The following is a 15,735-nucleotide window of genomic DNA, read 5'->3' as shown; positions in this document are numbered from 1 at the left end:
TTATTCTGGTCCGCCATGCCGCTCATCCTCGTTGTCGACGACCAGCCGAGCAACATCCATGCGCTCTACCAACTGCTGGTGGACGAATGCGAAGTCTCGATGGCCACCAGCGGCGCCGAGGCGCTGGCCTTTTGCAGCCAGCAGCTGCCCGACCTCATCCTGCTCGACGTGCTGATGCCCGAGATGAGCGGCTATGAAGTCTGCGACCGGCTCAAGGCCGATCCGCGCACGCGCGGCATTCCCGTCATCTTCGTGACCGTGCAGGGCAGCGCCGCCGACGAGGCGCAGGGCTTCGGCCATGGCGCGGTGGACTACATCCCCAAGCCCTTCGTCGACGTCGTCGTCAAGGCGCGGGTGCGCACGCAGCTGGCGCTCAAGCTGGCTTCCGAGAGCTTCGCGCGCTCGCAGATCGAACTCTTCCAGCGCGACAAGCTGGCCTCGGTCGGCCGCACCATTTCAGGCATCGCACAGGAGCTGTCCTCGCCGCTGGGCAACGCGCTGATCTCGGCCTGCACGCTGCAGGACGACCTGGCCCAGCTGCGCGCGCTGGTGCAGGCCGGCAGCCTCAAGCGCAGCGACCTGGACCGGCACCTGCGCGTCAGCGAGGAGGGCGTCGGCCTGGTGCTGTCCAACCTGCAGCGCACGCTGTCGGTGGTCGACTCCTTCCTGCAGTCCACGGCCGACAACTTCGGCGACCAGCGCCGCAGCTTCTCGCTGCTGGAGCTGATCCACGAGGTGGTGGCCGGGCTGGCAGGCGCGCTCGCGGCGCACCAGGTGCACTGCGAGCTGGACGCCGGCGACGACCTGCACCTGCTGAGCTTCCGCGGCGCGCTCGCCAAGGTGCTGTCGACCCTGATGCAGAACGCCGTCAAGCATGCCTACCGCGAGAGCGGCGGCGAGGTCCACATCCGTGTGCGGCCGCTGGGCACCGACCAGCTCACCATCGCCGTGCAGGACCACGGCGTCGGCATCCCGCCGGGCATGCTGGGCCGGGTCTTCGACCCGTTCTTCTCGACGCGCTTCGGCCCCAACCGCGGCGAGCCGGGTCTCTACATCGTGCGCAACCTCGTCACGTTCGCGCTCGGTGGCCAGCTCCAGGTCGAGTCCACGCCGGGCGTGGGCACGACGGTGCGGCTGACGCTGCCGCTGATCTCGCCCGAGGCGCGGCGCGCGACGGCTTGAGGCAGGCCCAGATGCGTGCCCGGCTCGCGCTGCTCGGTGGGCTGATCCTGCTGTCCGCGCTCGCGCTGGGCGCCTACCTGTGGCGCAAGCCGGCCTCCGGCGCGGAACATGGTCCCATCGTCATCGGCCAGCTGCAGGCATTGACCGGCCCGATGGGGACAAGCGGGCGCGCGCTGGTGGCGGCCGTCCAGCTGGCCGTCGAGGAGATCAACAGTGCCGGTGGGCTGCTGGGCCGGCGCGTCGAGCTGCGCATCGAGGACACGCGCTCCGACCCCGCGGTGGCCGCCGCGGCGGCCGCGCGGTTGATCGACGAACACGGCGCCGTCGCGCTGTTCGGCTGCTGGACGTCGGCCTGCCGCCAGGCGGTGCGGCCGGTCGTCGAGGCGCGGCGCCACCTGCTGTTCTACCCGCTCGCCCACGAGGGCATGGAGCGCTCCCCGAACGTCATCTACACCGGCCCCATCCCCAACCAGCACGTGCTGCCGGCGACCGACTGGGCCATGAGCGGCTTCGGCCGGCATGTCTACCTCATCGGCTCGGACGGCCCGTTCCCGCGCCGCGTCAACGCCATGCTGCGAGAGTTCATCCAGCTGGGCGGCGGCCGTGTGCTGGGCGAGCGCTACCTGCCGCTGGACTCGCTCGACGTGGGTGCCGCCATCGCCGACCTGCAGGCACTGCGGCCCGACCTCGTCCTCAGCACCGTCAGCGGCGACAGCAACGGCGCCTTGTTCGATGCCTTGGTCGCCGCCGGGCTGGCCGATCTGCCGCTGCTGTCCTTCACGGCGGCCGAGCCCGAGATGCGCGCCTATGGCGGCGGCCGGCTGGGGCGTCACTTCACGGCCTGGAGCTATCTGCAGTCGCTGCCCGGCGCGGCCAACGCGGCCTTTCTCGCGCGGCTGCGCGCCAGCCAGGGCGAGGCCGCCCAGGCCAGCGACCCGGCCGTGTCGGCCTACGTGGCGGTGCGGCTGTGGGCGGCGGCGGTGCGGGAGGTGGGCAGCGTGCAGACTGACGTGGTCAACGCCAACGTCGTGCAGCAGAGCGTCGACGCGCCGCACGGCTACGCGGCGGTGGATGCGCAGACGCGCCACCTGTGGCGCCAGCTGCGCATCGCCCACGTGAAGCCCGATGGCCAGCTTGGCGAAGTCTGGCAGGCCTCGCGCCCCGTCAAGCCTGCCGTCTGGCCGGCGTTCCGGTCGACCGCACACTGGGCCGCCATCGTCGCGCGCCCGGGAGGCCCGCCGTGATCTCGCCGCCTGCTGCCGAATCGACGCGGCGCGCCTGGCGCATCGGCCCGGCGCTGCTGCTGGGCTTCCTGCTGCTGTCCATGCTGCCGCTGGGCCTGATGGGGCTCTGGCAGCTCGCCAGCTTCGAGCGCAGCCTGCGCGAGACCGTCACCGAGGGGTTGGTGGCGATCGCGCGCAAGAAGGTCGCCGAGATCAACGAGTACCTCAACGAGGTGCAGACCGACGCGCTGCTCGCCGCCCAGGCGAGCGACACGCGCGACCTGCTCAGCCAGGGGCGCGACGCCGCCGCCACGCGCGTGCCGGCGGCCAGTCGGGCCTTCTATGCCCGGCTGGACGACACCGGCAAGTACGGCAACCTGCTGCTGGTTCAACCGGACGGCCGCATCGGCTTCGCGATGAAGCCGCCGGCGGGCTCCAGCCCCGGGCTGGCCCGGCTGGACGGCGGCGCGTTCGAGGGCAGCGAGCTGCTCGCCGCGCACCGCCGCGCCATCGGCCGGCTGGACGGCCAGCTCACGCCCCTCATGCGGCTGCGCGGTGGCGGGCCGCTGACGCTGTTCCACGTCCAGCCGGTCATCGACGGCGACCGGGTGCTCGGCAGCATCGTGCTGCAGCTCGACCTCGACCGCCTGCTGCGTGTGGCAACCGACCGCGCCGGCCTGGCGCTGACGGGCGAGACCGTGCTGGTGCAGCGCAGCGGCGACCAGGCGCTCTTCGTCAACGAACTGCCGCGCATGCCACCGGAGGTGGCGAGCCGGCCGCTGGACTTGCACGCGACCGACGCCATCCCCGCGCTGCGCGGCCTGCGCGGCGAAAGCGGCAGCGGGCTGACGCGCAACTACGCCGGCGTGGAGATCATTTCGTCCTGGCGCCACCTGCCGGCGCTGGACTGGGGCATCGCCGTCAACATCGATGCCGACGAGGCCTTTGCGCCGGCCCGCGCGCTGCGCAACCGCCTGCTGGCCGCGCTTGGCCTCGCACTGCTGCTGGCCCTCGGCCTGGCGCTGCTGCTGGGTCGCCGGCTGGTGGAGCCCGTGCAGATGCTCAACCGCGCCGTGGCGCGCATTGCCGGCGGCAGCCTGGAGGAGCGGGCGCCCATCTGCGGCTTCAGCGAGTTCCGCGAGCTGGCCCGCAACTTCAACCGCATGACCGAGCAGCTGGTGGTCGAGAAGCAGCTGCTGGAGGCCCGCGTGGAGCAGCGCACCCGGGCGCTGAACGACAGCGAGCAGCGCTTTCGCGGCGTGTTCGAGCGCGCCCAGGTAGGGATCGCGCTGTGCGATGCGCAGGGCGTCATCCTCGACGTGAACCAGGCGTTGACGGCGATGCTCTGCCGCACCGCCGACGAGCTGCGCGGCGCCCGGCTGGCCGACCTGCCGGACTTCCGCGCCAACCACCTGCCGGGCGGCGAGCTGGACCGCCTGGCCGCCGCGCGGCTGGCGCACGTGCGCTTCGAGCGTGGCTTTGCACTGCCCGGCGGCGGCGAGCTGTTCGTCGACGGCAGCGCCAGCGCCATCCGCGACCGTCGCGGCCGGCTGGTCAACCTCGTGCAGATGCTGGTCGACGTGACCGAGCGCCACCGCGCCGAGACCGAGCTGGTGCGCGCCCGTGTCGCCGCCGAGGCGGCCAGCCAGGCCAAGAGCGACTTCCTGGCCAACATGAGCCACGAGATCCGCACGCCGATGAGCGGCGCCCTGGGCATGCTCAACCTGCTGCTGCGCACCGAGCTGAGCCCGCGCCAGCACGACTATGCGAGCAAGGCGCGCACGGCGGCGCAGGCGCTGCTGGCCGTCATCAACGACGTGCTGGACTTCTCCAAGGTCGAGGCCGGCATGATGGTGCTGGACCCGCACCACTTCGAACTCAGCGACTTCATGCGCGAGCTGGCCGTGATCCTCTCTGCCAATGTCGGCGCCAAGGACATTGAGTTGTTGTTCCGCCTCGACCCGCGGCTGCCGGCAGCGCTGGTTGGCGACACCACGCGGCTGCGCCAGGTGCTGCTGAACCTGGCCGGCAACGCGCTCAAGTTCACCGAGCACGGCGAGGTGGTGCTGACGCTGACGCTGCTGGAGGAGACGGCCGGGCAGGCGCGCATCCGCTTCGAGGTCAGCGACACCGGCATCGGCATCGCGCCCGACAAGCTCGAGCAGATCTTCGTCGGCTTCAGCCAGGCCGAGCAGTCGACGTCGCGACGCTACGGCGGCACCGGCCTGGGCCTGGCGATCAGCCGACGCCTCGTGGCACTGATGGGCGGCGAGCTGCGCGTGGACAGCCGGGTCGGCGAGGGCAGCCGCTTCCACTTCGAGCTGACGCTGTCGGAGGCCCCGGCCGAACGCGGCCGGACGCCGGCACGGCCGGGCCTGAAGGTGCTGGTCGTCGACGACAACCCGATGGCGCGCGAGGTGTTGTACGGCATCGCCGCGAGCCTGGGCTGGGACTGCGACCTGGCCTCCAGCGGCGAGCAGGCGCTGGCGCTCGTGCACCTGGCCGCCGAAGGCAGGGCTGCGCCCAACCCACCCCCCGAGGGGGCACAGTCCTCTCGGGGCGGTCCGTCGAGGACTTACGACCTCATCCTGATGGACTGGCGCATGCCGGGGCTGGACGGCTGGGAGACCTCGAAGCGCATCCGCGACAGCCACGAGTCCGACGCGCCGGTCATCATCATGGTGACCGCCCACGGTCGCGAGCTGCTCGCCGAGCGCAGCGAGCAGGAGGTGCAGAGCCTGGGCGGCTATCTCGTCAAGCCGGTGACGGCCTCGATGCTGCAGGACGCCGTCGCCGAGGCCACCCAGGGCGAGCCGCGTGCGCGCGCCGAGGGCGGGGTGCAGCGCCTGACCGGCATGCGACTGCTGGTGGTGGAGGACAACGGCTTCAACCAGCAGGTCGCGCAGGAGCTGCTGGAGGACGAGGGCGCCATCGTCACGCTGGCCGGCGGCGGCGTGGAGGGCGTGCATCTCGCGCTCGTCACCGAGCCGCCGTTCGACGCCATCCTGATGGACCTGCAGATGCCCGACATCGACGGCTTCGAGGCGACGCAGCGCATCCTCAAGAAGCGCCCGGGCAGCCGCATCATCGCCATGACGGCCAACGCGATGGACGCCGACCGCCAGGCCTGCCTGGCCGCCGGCATGCGCGACCACGTCGCCAAGCCGGTGGAGCTGGAGCAGCTCGTCGCCTGCCTGCGCCGCCATGTCGGGCGGGCCGATGTCGCGCCCGCCACGCCTGCCGCGACCGCAGCGCCGCAGCTGCTGGACCGGGACGCCGCGCTGGGTCGGCTGGGTGGCCGCCAGGCCTTGTACGACCGGCTGATCACGTCGTTCGCCCGGGACGTGCCCGCGGAGATGCTGGCGCTGCGCCGGCACCTGCGCCAGGGCTCGGTGCCGGACGCCGTGCGCGTGCTGCACACGCTGCGCGGCCTGGCCGGAGCTGTCGGCGCGGACGCGCTGGCGGCGCTGGCCGGTGCGCAGGAGCAGGCCGTGCGGGGCGAGGGCGGCGTGCAGGCGGCGCAAGTCGATACGCTGCAGCGGCTGCTGGACGACACGCTGGCCGCACTGGTGCCGCCATCGGCGCAGGCGGCGGCCAGGGAGGACGTCGACCCGCTGCAGGCGCTGCGGCGGCTGCGCCAACTGCTGGTGGAGCGCAACATGCGCTCCGTGGCGGCCTGCGAGCAACTGGCCGGCCACGGCGCCGCCCTCGGGCCCGACTTCGCCGCGTTGTCGGCCGCCATCGCCCGGCTGGACTTTGCCAAGGCGCTCAAGGCCTGCGATCAGCTGCTGGACGCACTCAATCCCCGCTGACCGCTCGCGCAGCGACGGGTTGGGCTCGCTTACAATGAGAATCATTCTCATCAATGCGCTTGCCTGCCGAGCCCGCACCCATGTCCGAGCCGCTGCCTTCCAGCCTCGCCGCCGCCCCCGCCGGGCAGGCGCTGACCGTCCAGCAGGTCAGCGCGCCCGCGCACTCGCCGGAGTGGGCGTCCTGGCTGTCCGACCTCGGCTTCCTGCCGGGCGAGGCGGTGCGCGTGCTGCGCCGTGGCGCCGAGCGCACGGGCAACCTGGTCGTGCGCGTCGGGCAGTCGACGTTCGCGCTGCGCCATGCCGAGGCGGAATGCATCGCCGTGACGCCGCGTGCCCATGGCTGAGTCGGTCGTCCACGTCCACCGCGGCGGCAAGCTGGTTGCGCTCGTCGGCAATCCCAACTGCGGCAAGACGGCCCTCTTCAACGGCCTGACGGGCAGCCACCAGAAGGTCGCCAACTACGCCGGCGTCACCGTCGAGCGCAAGGAGGGGCGCCTCATTTCAGCCGCCGGCAAGACACTGCGCCTGCTGGACCTGCCGGGCACCTACAGCCTGCATCCGCGCTCGCCGGACGAGCGCGTCACCTGCGACGTGCTGGCCGGCCGTGCCAAGGGTGAGAAGCGGCCCGACCTGGTCGTCTGCGTGCTGGACGCCACCAACCTGCGCCGCAACCTGCGCCTGCTGCTGGCGGTGCGCCGGCTGGGCCTGCCGGTGGTGGTGGCGCTCAACATGGCCGACCTGGCCGCCCGCCGCGGCCTCGTCGTCGACCCCGCGGCGTTGAGCGCCCAGCTGGGCCTGCCGGTCGTGCGCACCGTGGCCATCCACCGCGAAGGCCTGGACGAACTGCGCGCGATGCTGGACAGGCCCGAGGTCTGGGAGGCTGCGCCGCCGGCCATGTCGGGGGAGCAGCAGGTCGACGACCACGTCACCGTCAAGACCTGGCTGCGCGCGCTGCGCCTCGACCAGGAGCTGCCCACGCTGCCCAGCGACCGCGTCGACCGCGTGCTGCTGCACCCGGTGGCGGGTTCGGTCATCCTGGCGGTGCTGCTGTTCCTGCTGTTCCAGGCGGTGTTCTCGTGGGCCGAGGCGCCCATGCAGCTCATTGAGGGCGGCATGGCCTGGCTGGGCCAGCAGGTCGGCAAGGTGCTGCCCGAAGGCTGGTTCCACAGCCTCATCGTCGACGGCGTCATTGCGGGTGCCGGCGGCGTGCTGGTGTTCCTGCCGCAGATCCTGATCCTGTTCTTCTTCATCCTGGTGCTGGAGGAGTCGGGCTACCTGCCGCGCGCGGCGCTGCTGCTGGACCGGCTGATGGGCAGCGTGGGCCTGTCGGGGCGCAGCTTCATCCCGCTGCTGTCGAGCTTCGCCTGCGCCATCCCCGGCATCATGGCCACGCGCTCCATCGCCAACCCGCGCGACCGGCTCGTCACCATCATGATCGCGCCGCTGATGACCTGCTCGGCGCGGCTGCCGGTGTACGCGCTGCTGATCGGCGCCTTCATTCCCAACCGCGATATCGGCGGTTTCGAACTGCAGGGCCTGGTGTTGTTCGGCCTGTATGTCGCCGGCATCCTCGGCGCGATGGCGGTGGCCTGGGTGCTCAAGCGCTTCACCAGCACCGGCAGGCTGGTGCGGCCGCTGATGATGGAGCTGCCCAGCTACCACTGGCCGCACCCGCGCTCCATCGCCATCGGGCTGTGGCAGCGCGCCATGATCTTCATCCAGCGCGTGGGCGGCATCATCCTGCTGTTGACGCTGGCGTTGTGGCTGCTGTCCAGCTTCCCGGCGCCGCCGGCAGGCGCCACGGGAGCGCCCATCCAGTACAGCATCGCCGGCTACCTGGGCGCCGGCCTGGCCAAGATCTTCGAGCCCATCGGCTTCAACTGGCAGATCAGCCTGGCGCTGGTGCCGGGCCTGGCGGCGCGCGAAGTCGCGGTCAGTGCGCTGGGCACCGTCTATGCGCTGTCGGCCACCGGCGACGACACCGCCCAGGCGCTCGCGCCGCTGATCGCCCAGACCTGGAGCCTGGCCACCGCGCTGTCGCTGCTGGCCTGGTACGTCTTCGCGCCGCAGTGCATCGCGACGCTGGCCGCCGTGAAGCGCGAGACCGGCGGCTACAAGCTGCCCGCGATCATGATGGCCTACCTGTTCGGCCTGGCCTACCTGGCATCGTTCATCACCTACCGCGTGGCGCTCTACTTGGGCGCTTGAGGGGTGGGGCGCGTCGGCACGGTCGCGCTGCAGATGTCGATGTAGCCGGGGCTGTGCACGAACCAGCCGCCGCGGTAGCGGCGCGCGTCGAGCAGTTGGTTCCAGGTGCTGGACTCGGTGCGCAGCACCTGCAGCGCGGGCCGCTCGGCCGGCGGCACGTCGGCCAGCAGGCGCACGCGCTGGATGGCGGTGCGCTGCTCGGGCTTGTCGTAGAAGCCCATCGCCGCCGCGCCGCGGGGCAGGGCGGACAGCAGTTCCATGCCCTTGAGCACGCGGCCGACCGGCGTGATGTTCAGGTCCAGCCCGCGGGGCGCCTGGCCGATGACGACGTAGAGCTCGGTGCCGTTGCTGGAGTCGACCGCGTCGCTGCGGCCCGCGCCCACCGTGCCGTAGCAATGCGCCAGCCAGGCCTTGCCCAGCTTCGGGTCGGCCGCCACCGCGAAGCCCTGGGCGAAGCCGGTGCGCGGTGCCCAGCCTTCCACGTCGGGCAGCTTGTTGAAGCCGGCGGCCTTGCCGATGTTGTCGATGGGGACGGAGAACTCCGCCGGCAGCTTGGGCAGCGCGCCGGCGGGCAGCGGGCGCGCCTTGGCTGCGTCCTCGCTGTCGGGGTCGCCCCATTGCGTCACGAAGTTGTCCTGCACGCGCAGGACGGCCAGGCCGTCCCAGTAGCCGCCGCGGGCCAGCGCGCGGATGTTGGCCGCGTGGGCGGGGGCGAAGCGCGGGGCCAGCTCGATGACGACCTGGCCCGCAGCAAGTTCCATCAGCAGCGTGTTCTGGGCGTCGAGGTCGCGCCAGTCGCTGGCGGGCGAGGCGGCCAGGATCTGCTGGGCGGTCTTGGCGGGCGCAGGCTTGACGGCGGGCTTGGGCGGCGCGGCGATGGCGGTGGACAGCACGCCGACCAGCGCCAGCGGGAGGAGGGTGGTTTTCATGGGCGCCGAGCTTACCGGCCGGCACTGCAGCCACAAGCCCGCACAACCCTCAGGATGGCGGCAGGAAGCGGCCCAGCTCGCGCCCGCGCAGGGCGGCCGCAAGGCGCGCGGCCAGCGCCTGCGCCGCGGCGGGCTGCTGCTCGGCGCGCGAGCCCGCGCAGCCATCGCCACGCAGGCAGGCCAGCCAGACCTCCGGGTCGCGCTCGTCGCACGCGAGGCCGAACTGGCAGGGCAGCAGGCGCAGCGCAGCCTGGGCGAGGGCGGCGTCGGTCTCGCTGTCGAAGCGCTGGCCATCGAAGTAGAGGACGGCCTCGCCGCCGATGCGCCGGCGCAGCAGGCGCTCGCCGAGTTCGTCGAGCAGCAGCGCGTCGGGCCGTGCGAACACCGCCTGAAGCAGAGCGGCGTCGTCCAGGTCCGACTGCTGCACCGCCAGCAGCGGGTCGCCGCCGGGCTCGTCCGCGGCCACATTGACGAAGCCCAGCCATTCGGCGTTCGCGAACTGCCCGCAGCCCGCCGCCAGCGCCGCCTGGCGGGTGGCGGCGCGCTGGTGGCGGGCGTCGTTGACGTCGGGCTGCGCGGCCATCTGCAGCCCGGCCAGGTCGGCGCAGCGCCGTGCCAGCGCGCGGGCATAGAGCCGCCCGCCTTGGGCGCGCGCGGCCAGCGCGGCATGCAGGCTGGTGCGCAGCTGCGACTCGGGCGCGGCGAGCAGGTCGTTCAGGCTGACTGCCGAGGGGGCTGCCGGCATCACGCGCGGGGCAGGTGCCTGCCGTGGCGGCGGCTCCGGCGCGACGCGCTGCGGCGCGGCCGTCACCACGGCCGCCACCACGGCGGCCCGGCGGGGCGCCACGGCATCCCCCGCTGGCGGGCCCCACCAAGCCCAGGCCAGCAGCGCGACCCCGACGACCCCGACGATCCCGAGCACCAGGGCCGTCGGCGGTGCGATCACCAGACCGCTTGCGGCCATCCGTCTGCGCCCCAGGTCACGTTGCCGATGAAGAGGACGGGTGCGCCGTTGTTCTGCGCGTCGTAGGCGTGCCAGGCCATCACGGAGCCGTCGGCCAGCAGCGACTGCCCGCCCGGCCCCTTGAAGCGCGAGCCGCTGGACGCGAGCACCGTGCCGCCGCCGGACATCATGGCCACGCTGGCCTTGTCGCTGTACGGGCCCGTGATGGACGTCGAGCGGCCGACGACGATGCGGTAGGTGCTGTTCGCGCCCTTGCAGCAGGCGCCCTTGGACGCGAACAGGTAGTACCAGGTCGTGCCGTTGATGGCCTTCTTGACGACGAAGCCGTTCTCGATGCCGTTGACCGTATCGCGCGCGATGTTGACGATGCCACCTGTCGGCGGCTTGAGGTTCACCTTGCTGACGCGGGTGATGTGGATGCCGTTCCAGAACGAGCCGAACACGAGATAGGGGTCGCCGTTGGCGGCGAGCACGAAGGCCGGATCGATGGCGTTGTAGCCGTCGCCGGACTTGGAAGTCAGGATGGCGCCCTGGTCCACCCACTGGCCGGCCGCGATGCCGCCGGCGGAGGTGGTGAGGCCGATGGCCGACTTCTGCGAGCCGAAGCTGGAGATCGCGTAGTAGCAGTAGCCCAGGCCGTTGTACTCGCCGCAGCCCGGCGCCCAGACCATGGCGGTCTTGTCAGTGGGCAGGTAGGTCTTCCACCAGGCCAGGCCGCCGCTGAAGATCGGCCCGCCCTGCGTCCAGGCCGTGCCGTTGCTGGAGTACTTGACGCCGATGCCGCCGTTGTCGGTGGTCTCGAACAGCCACCAGGTGGAACTGGTCTTGTAGATGTGCGGATCGTGGGTGCCGATGGCGCCCGTCAGCGTCCATGGCGCGGCTTGCGCAGGAACCAAGGCGGCAGCGAGCGCGCAGCCGGCGATCAAGCGCGCCAGGCGCTTCAGGGGCAGGAACATGGGTTTGTCTCCGTGTGGCGGGCCGCCTCGTGCGGGCGGGCTTCGTCGATCGCGACCGGCGCCACCGTTGGCCCCGGTCGAATCCATTAAACATGACTATTTCGGCGTGGTATCCCCGCGCTAACGCCGATCCTGGAATTCGTATCGCTCAAAAGTCATACGTTATCGGTCGCGTAGGCCGGTGCTGACGGCAGGTCGAGGCGCCGGAGGGCTGCCCATATTTGCCGCGTCGGGATTCAATGAAAGCCCAGGAACTGCCGGCAGAGGTCATCATGAATTCCGCATTGCATCTGTTTGGCGAGCGGTCACTGACGCTCGTTGCCGCCACCTTCCCAGACCGGGGCAGCGCCACGCGGGCCTTCCATGCGTTGCGGACGGTTTCGCCGCGCAAGCTGGGCATCGCGCTGATCACGCCGAGCGACCCGCGCCTGGGCCGCAAGATGGAGCCGGAGTCCAACGGCATCTGGCACACGCTGCTTCGTTCCCATGCGTGGCTGGGGCTGGCCGGCGCCCTCGGCGGCCTCGCACTGGCGGCGCTGGTACTTGCCGCAGGATGGCCGGCGGCGCTCGCCTCGCCGCGGGCGACGGTGGCGCTGGGCGGTGTGTACGGCGTGTTCGTCGGCATGCTGGCGGCCGGCCTGCTGACGCTGCGGCCGGACCGCGCCCGTGTGACCGCCCAAGTGCGTGAGGCCAGCGAGCACGGCCAGTGGTCGGTCGTCACACACCCCGTCTCCGCGCACGAGGCCGACGTGACCCAGGACCTGCTGACCCTGGGCGGCGGCCACGTGCTGCGGTCGCTGTGAACCGGCGCTGAGCTCCCGGGCGGGCATGGCGGCTTCCTACAATGCCGCGATGCCCGAGACCGCTGTTACGAGTTCGCCAGACCTGCCCTTCGTCCACCTGCGCATGCACACCGAGTTCTCGGTGGTCGACGGCACGCTGCGCACCGATGACGCGGCGGACGCCGCCGCCGCCGACGGCCAGGTGGCCGCGGCCATCACCGACCTGGCCAACCTGTTCGGCGGCATCAAGTTCTACAGCGCGATGCGCAAGAAGGGCGTGCAGCCCATCCTTGGCGCGGACTGCTGGCTGGAGACCGATGCCACCGACAAGCCGCCCACGCGGCTGCTGCTGCTGGTGCAGGACAAGCAGGGTTATCTCAACCTGAGCGAACTGCTGTCGCGTGCCTGGATCGACAACGTGCAGCGCAACCAGGCCTGCCTGAAGTGGGAGTGGCTGCAGGAACTGGGCGGCGGTTTGATCTGCCTGTCGGGCGCGCAGCACGGCGGCCTCGGGCAGGCGCTGATGCAGGGCGACAAGGTGCGCGCCAGGGAATGGGCCGAGCGCCTGTCGGCCGTCTTCCCCGGCCGCTTCTACATCGAGCTGCAACGCGCCGGCCTGCCGGGGCAGGAAGCGCTGGTGCAGGCCAGCGTGCCGCTGGCTGCGGAATTGGGCCTGCCGGTCGTCGCGACCCATCCGATCCAGTTCCTCGGCGAAGAGGACTTCGAGGCCCACGAGGCGCGCGTCTGCGTGGCCGAGGGCGAGACGCTGGCCAACCCCAAGCGCATCAAGCGTTTCCTGCCCAGCCAGTATTTCAAGACGCAGGCGCAGATGCGGGAGCTGTTCAAGGACATCCCGAGCGCGATCCAGAACACCACCGAGATCGCCCGCCGCTGCTCGCTGACGCTGGTGCTGGGCAAGCCGCAACTGCCCAACTTCCCGACGCCGCTGCTGGCCGACGGCACGCCCATGCCGATGGAGCAGTACTTCCGCGAGCTGAGCCACGAGGGCCTGGTCGGACGGCTGAAGCACCTGTTCCCCAACGAGGTGGAGCGAGAGAAGGAACGCCCGCGCTACGTCGAGCGGCTGGAGTTCGAGCTGAACACCATCATCAAGATGGGCTTCCCGGGCTACTTCCTCATCGTGTCGGACTTCATCCGCTGGGCCAAGGAGAACGGCTGCCCGGTCGGCCCGGGCCGGGGCTCGGGCGCGGGCTCGCTGGTCGCCTACGCGCTGCTCATCACCGACCTGGACCCGCTCAAGTACAACCTGCTGTTCGAGCGCTTCCTGAACCCGGAGCGGGTCTCCATGCCCGACTTCGACATCGACTTCTGCCAGGGCAACCGCGACCGCGTCATCGACTACGTCAAGGACAAGTACGGCCGCCCGGCGGTCAGCCAGATCGCGACGTTCGGCACGATGGCCGCCAAGGCGGCGCTGCGCGACATCGGCCGCGTGCTGGGCATGGGCTTCGGCCATGTGGACAGCATCGCCAAGCTCATCCCCGCGCCGCCGGGCAAGACGGTGACGCTGGCCAGGCTGCCGCCCAATTTCGACCCCGACAAGGCCAAGGTCATCTACGCCCGCCACGAGGCGCCGGAGCTGGAGGAGCGCGAGAAGAGCGACGAGGAGGTGGCCGAGCTGCTGAAGCTGGCCGCGCGCGTCGAGGGCATGGTGCGCAACATCGGCATGCACGCCGGCGGCGTGCTGATCGCGCCCGGCAAGATCACCGACTTCTGCCCGCAGTACCAGCAGCCCGGCTCGACCTCGGCGGTGAGCCAGTTCGACAAGGACGACGTGGAGGCCATCGGCCTCGTGAAGTTCGACTTCCTGGGCCTGGCCACGCTGACCATCCTGGAGCTGGCCAAGGACTTCATCGTCGCCCGCTACCCGGAGCGCAAGGACTTCGACTGGGCCAACGTGCCGCTGGACGACCGCAAGGTGTTCAAGCTCTTCGGCGACGGCTACTCGGAGAGCGTGTTCCAGTTCGAATCGCCCGGCATGCAGCGACTGTTGAAGGACGCCAAGCCCTCGCGCTTCGAGGACCTGATCGCGCTGGTGTCGCTGTACCGGCCGGGGCCGATGGATCTGATCCCGTCATTCGTGGCGCGCAAGCACGGCAAGGAGGTCATCGAGTACCCGCATCCGCTGCTGGGCCAGGTGCTGGAGGAGACCTATGGCGTCTTCGTCTACCAGGAGCAGGTGATGCAGGCGGCCCAGGTGCTGGGCGGCTACAGCTTGGGCGGCGCCGACATGCTGCGCCGCGCGATGGGCAAGAAGAAGGCCGAGGAGATGGCCATGCACCGCGAGATCTTCCGCAAGGGCGCCGCGGAGAAGGGCATCGACCAGGCGAAGGCCGACGAGGTCTTCGACCTGATGGAGAAGTTCGCGGGCTACGGCTTCAACAAGTCGCATGCCGCCGCGTATGCGCTGCTGAGCTACCACACGGCCTGGCTGAAGGCGCATTACACGGCCGAGTTCTACGCCGCGAACATGACCATCGAAATGGACGACACCGACAAGCTCAAGGTGTTGCTCAACGATGCCAAGATCTTCGGCATCGAGTTCCAGCCGCCCTGCGTCAACAAGGGTGTCTACCGTTTCGAGCCGCTGACGAATCGCAGCGTGAACTACGGCCTGGGCGCCATCAAGGGCACGGGCCGCGGCGCCATCGAGGCCATCATCGCGGCGCGCGAGGCCGGCGGGCCGTTCCTGAGCTTCTACGACTTCTGCCTGCGGGTGGACCGCAAGTCGGTCAACAAGCGCGTGGTGGAGGCGCTCATCAAGGCCGGCGCCTTCGACAGCATCAACCCGGAGCGCTCCAAGCTGCTGGCCAGCGTCGCGCGCGGCTACACGCATGCCGAGACGACCGAGGCCAATGCCGACCAGGGCGGCCTGTTCGACTTCGGCGACTCGCACGCCTCCAGCACCGCCGAGCCCGATCTCGTCGACGCGCCGCAGTGGAGCATCAAGGAGCGCCTGTCGCTGGAGAAGACGGCCATCGGCTTCTACCTGTCGGGCCACCTGTTCGACCAGAGCGGCGCCGAGGTGCGGCGCATCGTCAAGCGCCAGATCGCCGACCTGCAGGACAGCCGCGAGCCCACGCTGGTGGCCGGCATCGTCAGCGGCATGCGCGTCATCAACGGCCAACGTGGCCGCGTGGCCATTTTCAAGATCGACGACAAGAGCGACGCCATCGAGGCCGTCGCCAACGAGGAGCTGCTGAACGCCAACAAGGAACTGCTGGCCGAGGACGAACTCATCATTGCCCAGGGCAAGGTGCAGAACGACCGCTTCTCCGGCGGCCTGCGCATGAACGTGCAGGCGGTGTGGAGCCTGGCCGCGGCGCGGGCGCGCTTCGGCCGCCACCTGCTGCTGGGCAATGCGGGGGCGGCCGGCCTGCTGCATGAGCTCGTTCAGCGCTTCCCGCCACGCGACATCGAAACGGAGGAGGGCGGCACGAGGAAGGTCGGCCTGCCGGTGCGCGTGGCGGTCAAGGCCGAGCCGGACGGCGACAAGGTCGGCGCGCGCTGGCTGGTGGAACTGGGTGAGGCCAGCCGTTTCTGGCCCGCAGATGAAGCTTTAGCGAAATTGGGCACGGCAGCTGAGGTGATCTACGAGGCCGGATGAGGCCTGCCATCGGCGATGATTTCCAGAGGGCCTGTTGACGCTACGGCAACG

General features: G+C 70.9%; 10 protein-coding genes. 7 read left to right on the top strand and 3 right to left on the bottom strand.

Translation table 11 applies throughout. The annotated features are described in order from the left end of the window. Positions 1 to 15 precede the first annotated feature (15 nt). The 5 genes from ASD35_RS27480 to ASD35_RS25875 all read left to right on the top strand — a co-directional run bounded on the left by ASD35_RS27480 (position 16) and on the right by ASD35_RS25875 (position 8,425). The gene (locus ASD35_RS27480; RefSeq protein ID WP_056877846.1) at positions 16 to 1,182 is read left to right on the top strand and encodes a hybrid sensor histidine kinase/response regulator; all 1,167 of its coding nucleotides are present in this window, start codon (positions 16 to 18) and stop codon (positions 1,180 to 1,182) included. An 11-nt stretch (positions 1,183 to 1,193) separates the two neighbouring features. Continuing rightward, positions 1,194 to 2,426: an urea ABC transporter substrate-binding protein gene (locus ASD35_RS25890; RefSeq protein WP_056877845.1), complete on the top strand. Its 1,233-nt coding sequence runs from the start codon at positions 1,194 to 1,196 to the stop codon at positions 2,424 to 2,426. Next, positions 2,423 to 6,217, top strand: a complete 3,795-nt coding sequence (locus tag ASD35_RS25885) for a response regulator (RefSeq protein ID WP_056877844.1) — start codon at positions 2,423 to 2,425, stop codon at positions 6,215 to 6,217. Before ASD35_RS25890 ends, ASD35_RS25885 begins: the two co-directional genes overlap by 4 nt. An 80-nt stretch (positions 6,218 to 6,297) precedes the next feature. After that, positions 6,298 to 6,561, top strand: a complete 264-nt coding sequence (locus ASD35_RS25880; RefSeq protein WP_082580477.1) for a FeoA family protein — start codon at positions 6,298 to 6,300, stop codon at positions 6,559 to 6,561. Continuing rightward, positions 6,554 to 8,425, top strand: a complete 1,872-nt coding sequence (locus ASD35_RS25875) for a ferrous iron transporter B (RefSeq protein WP_056877843.1) — start codon at positions 6,554 to 6,556, stop codon at positions 8,423 to 8,425. Before ASD35_RS25880 ends, ASD35_RS25875 begins: the two co-directional genes overlap by 8 nt. Here the strand turns inward: ASD35_RS25875 and ASD35_RS25870 are convergent. Genes ASD35_RS25870 through ASD35_RS25860 form a run of 3 tightly spaced genes read right to left on the bottom strand, consistent with a single transcriptional unit; the run spans position 8,410 to position 11,274 of the window. Then, complete coding sequence (locus ASD35_RS25870) at positions 8,410 to 9,354, bottom strand: peptidylprolyl isomerase (RefSeq protein ID WP_056877842.1); 945 nt, start codon at positions 9,352 to 9,354, stop codon at positions 8,410 to 8,412. The genes ASD35_RS25875 and ASD35_RS25870 overlap by 16 nt on opposite strands. A 49-nt stretch (positions 9,355 to 9,403) precedes the next feature. Beyond that, complete coding sequence (locus ASD35_RS25865; protein ID WP_056877841.1) at positions 9,404 to 10,318, bottom strand: hypothetical protein; 915 nt, start codon at positions 10,316 to 10,318, stop codon at positions 9,404 to 9,406. Next, positions 10,297 to 11,274, bottom strand: a complete 978-nt coding sequence (locus ASD35_RS25860; RefSeq protein WP_056877840.1) for a glycoside hydrolase family 43 protein — start codon at positions 11,272 to 11,274, stop codon at positions 10,297 to 10,299. The genes ASD35_RS25865 and ASD35_RS25860 overlap by 22 nt, the downstream gene beginning before the upstream one ends. A gap of 272 nt (positions 11,275 to 11,546) precedes the next feature. Here ASD35_RS25860 and ASD35_RS25855 point away from each other — a divergent pair, with 272 nt between their 5' ends. Continuing rightward, positions 11,547 to 12,077, top strand: a complete 531-nt coding sequence (locus ASD35_RS25855) for a hypothetical protein (RefSeq protein ID WP_157275779.1) — start codon at positions 11,547 to 11,549, stop codon at positions 12,075 to 12,077. 49 nt (positions 12,078 to 12,126) lie between these two features. Continuing rightward, positions 12,127 to 15,684: a DNA polymerase III subunit alpha gene (gene dnaE, locus ASD35_RS25850; RefSeq protein WP_056877838.1), complete on the top strand. Its 3,558-nt coding sequence runs from the start codon at positions 12,127 to 12,129 to the stop codon at positions 15,682 to 15,684. Positions 15,685 to 15,735: the final 51 nt, after the last annotated feature.

Source organism: Pelomonas sp. Root1444 (genome assembly GCF_001426885.1).
GTDB lineage: Bacteria > Pseudomonadota > Gammaproteobacteria > Burkholderiales > Burkholderiaceae_C > Pelomonas.
Note: the sequence above shows the minus strand (reverse complement) of the source record. Positions and strands in the feature narration are given on the sequence as shown.

Excerpts from the sequence above, each read along its gene's own strand:
- ASD35_RS25880 (WP_082580477.1), top strand. The coding sequence starts at position 6,298 with ATGTCCGAGCCGCTGCCTTCCAGCCTCGCCGCCGCCCCCGCCGGGCAG.
- ASD35_RS25875 (WP_056877843.1), top strand. The coding sequence starts at position 6,554 with ATGGCTGAGTCGGTCGTCCACGTCCACCGCGGCGGCAAGCTGGTTGCG.
- ASD35_RS25860 (WP_056877840.1), bottom strand. The coding sequence starts at position 11,274 with ATGTTCCTGCCCCTGAAGCGCCTGGCGCGCTTGATCGCCGGCTGCGCG.
- ASD35_RS25855 (WP_157275779.1), top strand. The coding sequence starts at position 11,547 with ATGAATTCCGCATTGCATCTGTTTGGCGAGCGGTCACTGACGCTCGTT.
- ASD35_RS27480 (WP_056877846.1), top strand. The coding sequence starts at position 16 with ATGCCGCTCATCCTCGTTGTCGACGACCAGCCGAGCAACATCCATGCG.
- dnaE (WP_056877838.1), top strand. The coding sequence starts at position 12,127 with ATGCCCGAGACCGCTGTTACGAGTTCGCCAGACCTGCCCTTCGTCCAC.
- ASD35_RS25865 (WP_056877841.1), bottom strand. The coding sequence starts at position 10,318 with ATGGCCGCAAGCGGTCTGGTGATCGCACCGCCGACGGCCCTGGTGCTC.
- ASD35_RS25870 (WP_056877842.1), bottom strand. The coding sequence starts at position 9,354 with ATGAAAACCACCCTCCTCCCGCTGGCGCTGGTCGGCGTGCTGTCCACC.
- ASD35_RS25890 (WP_056877845.1), top strand. The coding sequence starts at position 1,194 with ATGCGTGCCCGGCTCGCGCTGCTCGGTGGGCTGATCCTGCTGTCCGCG.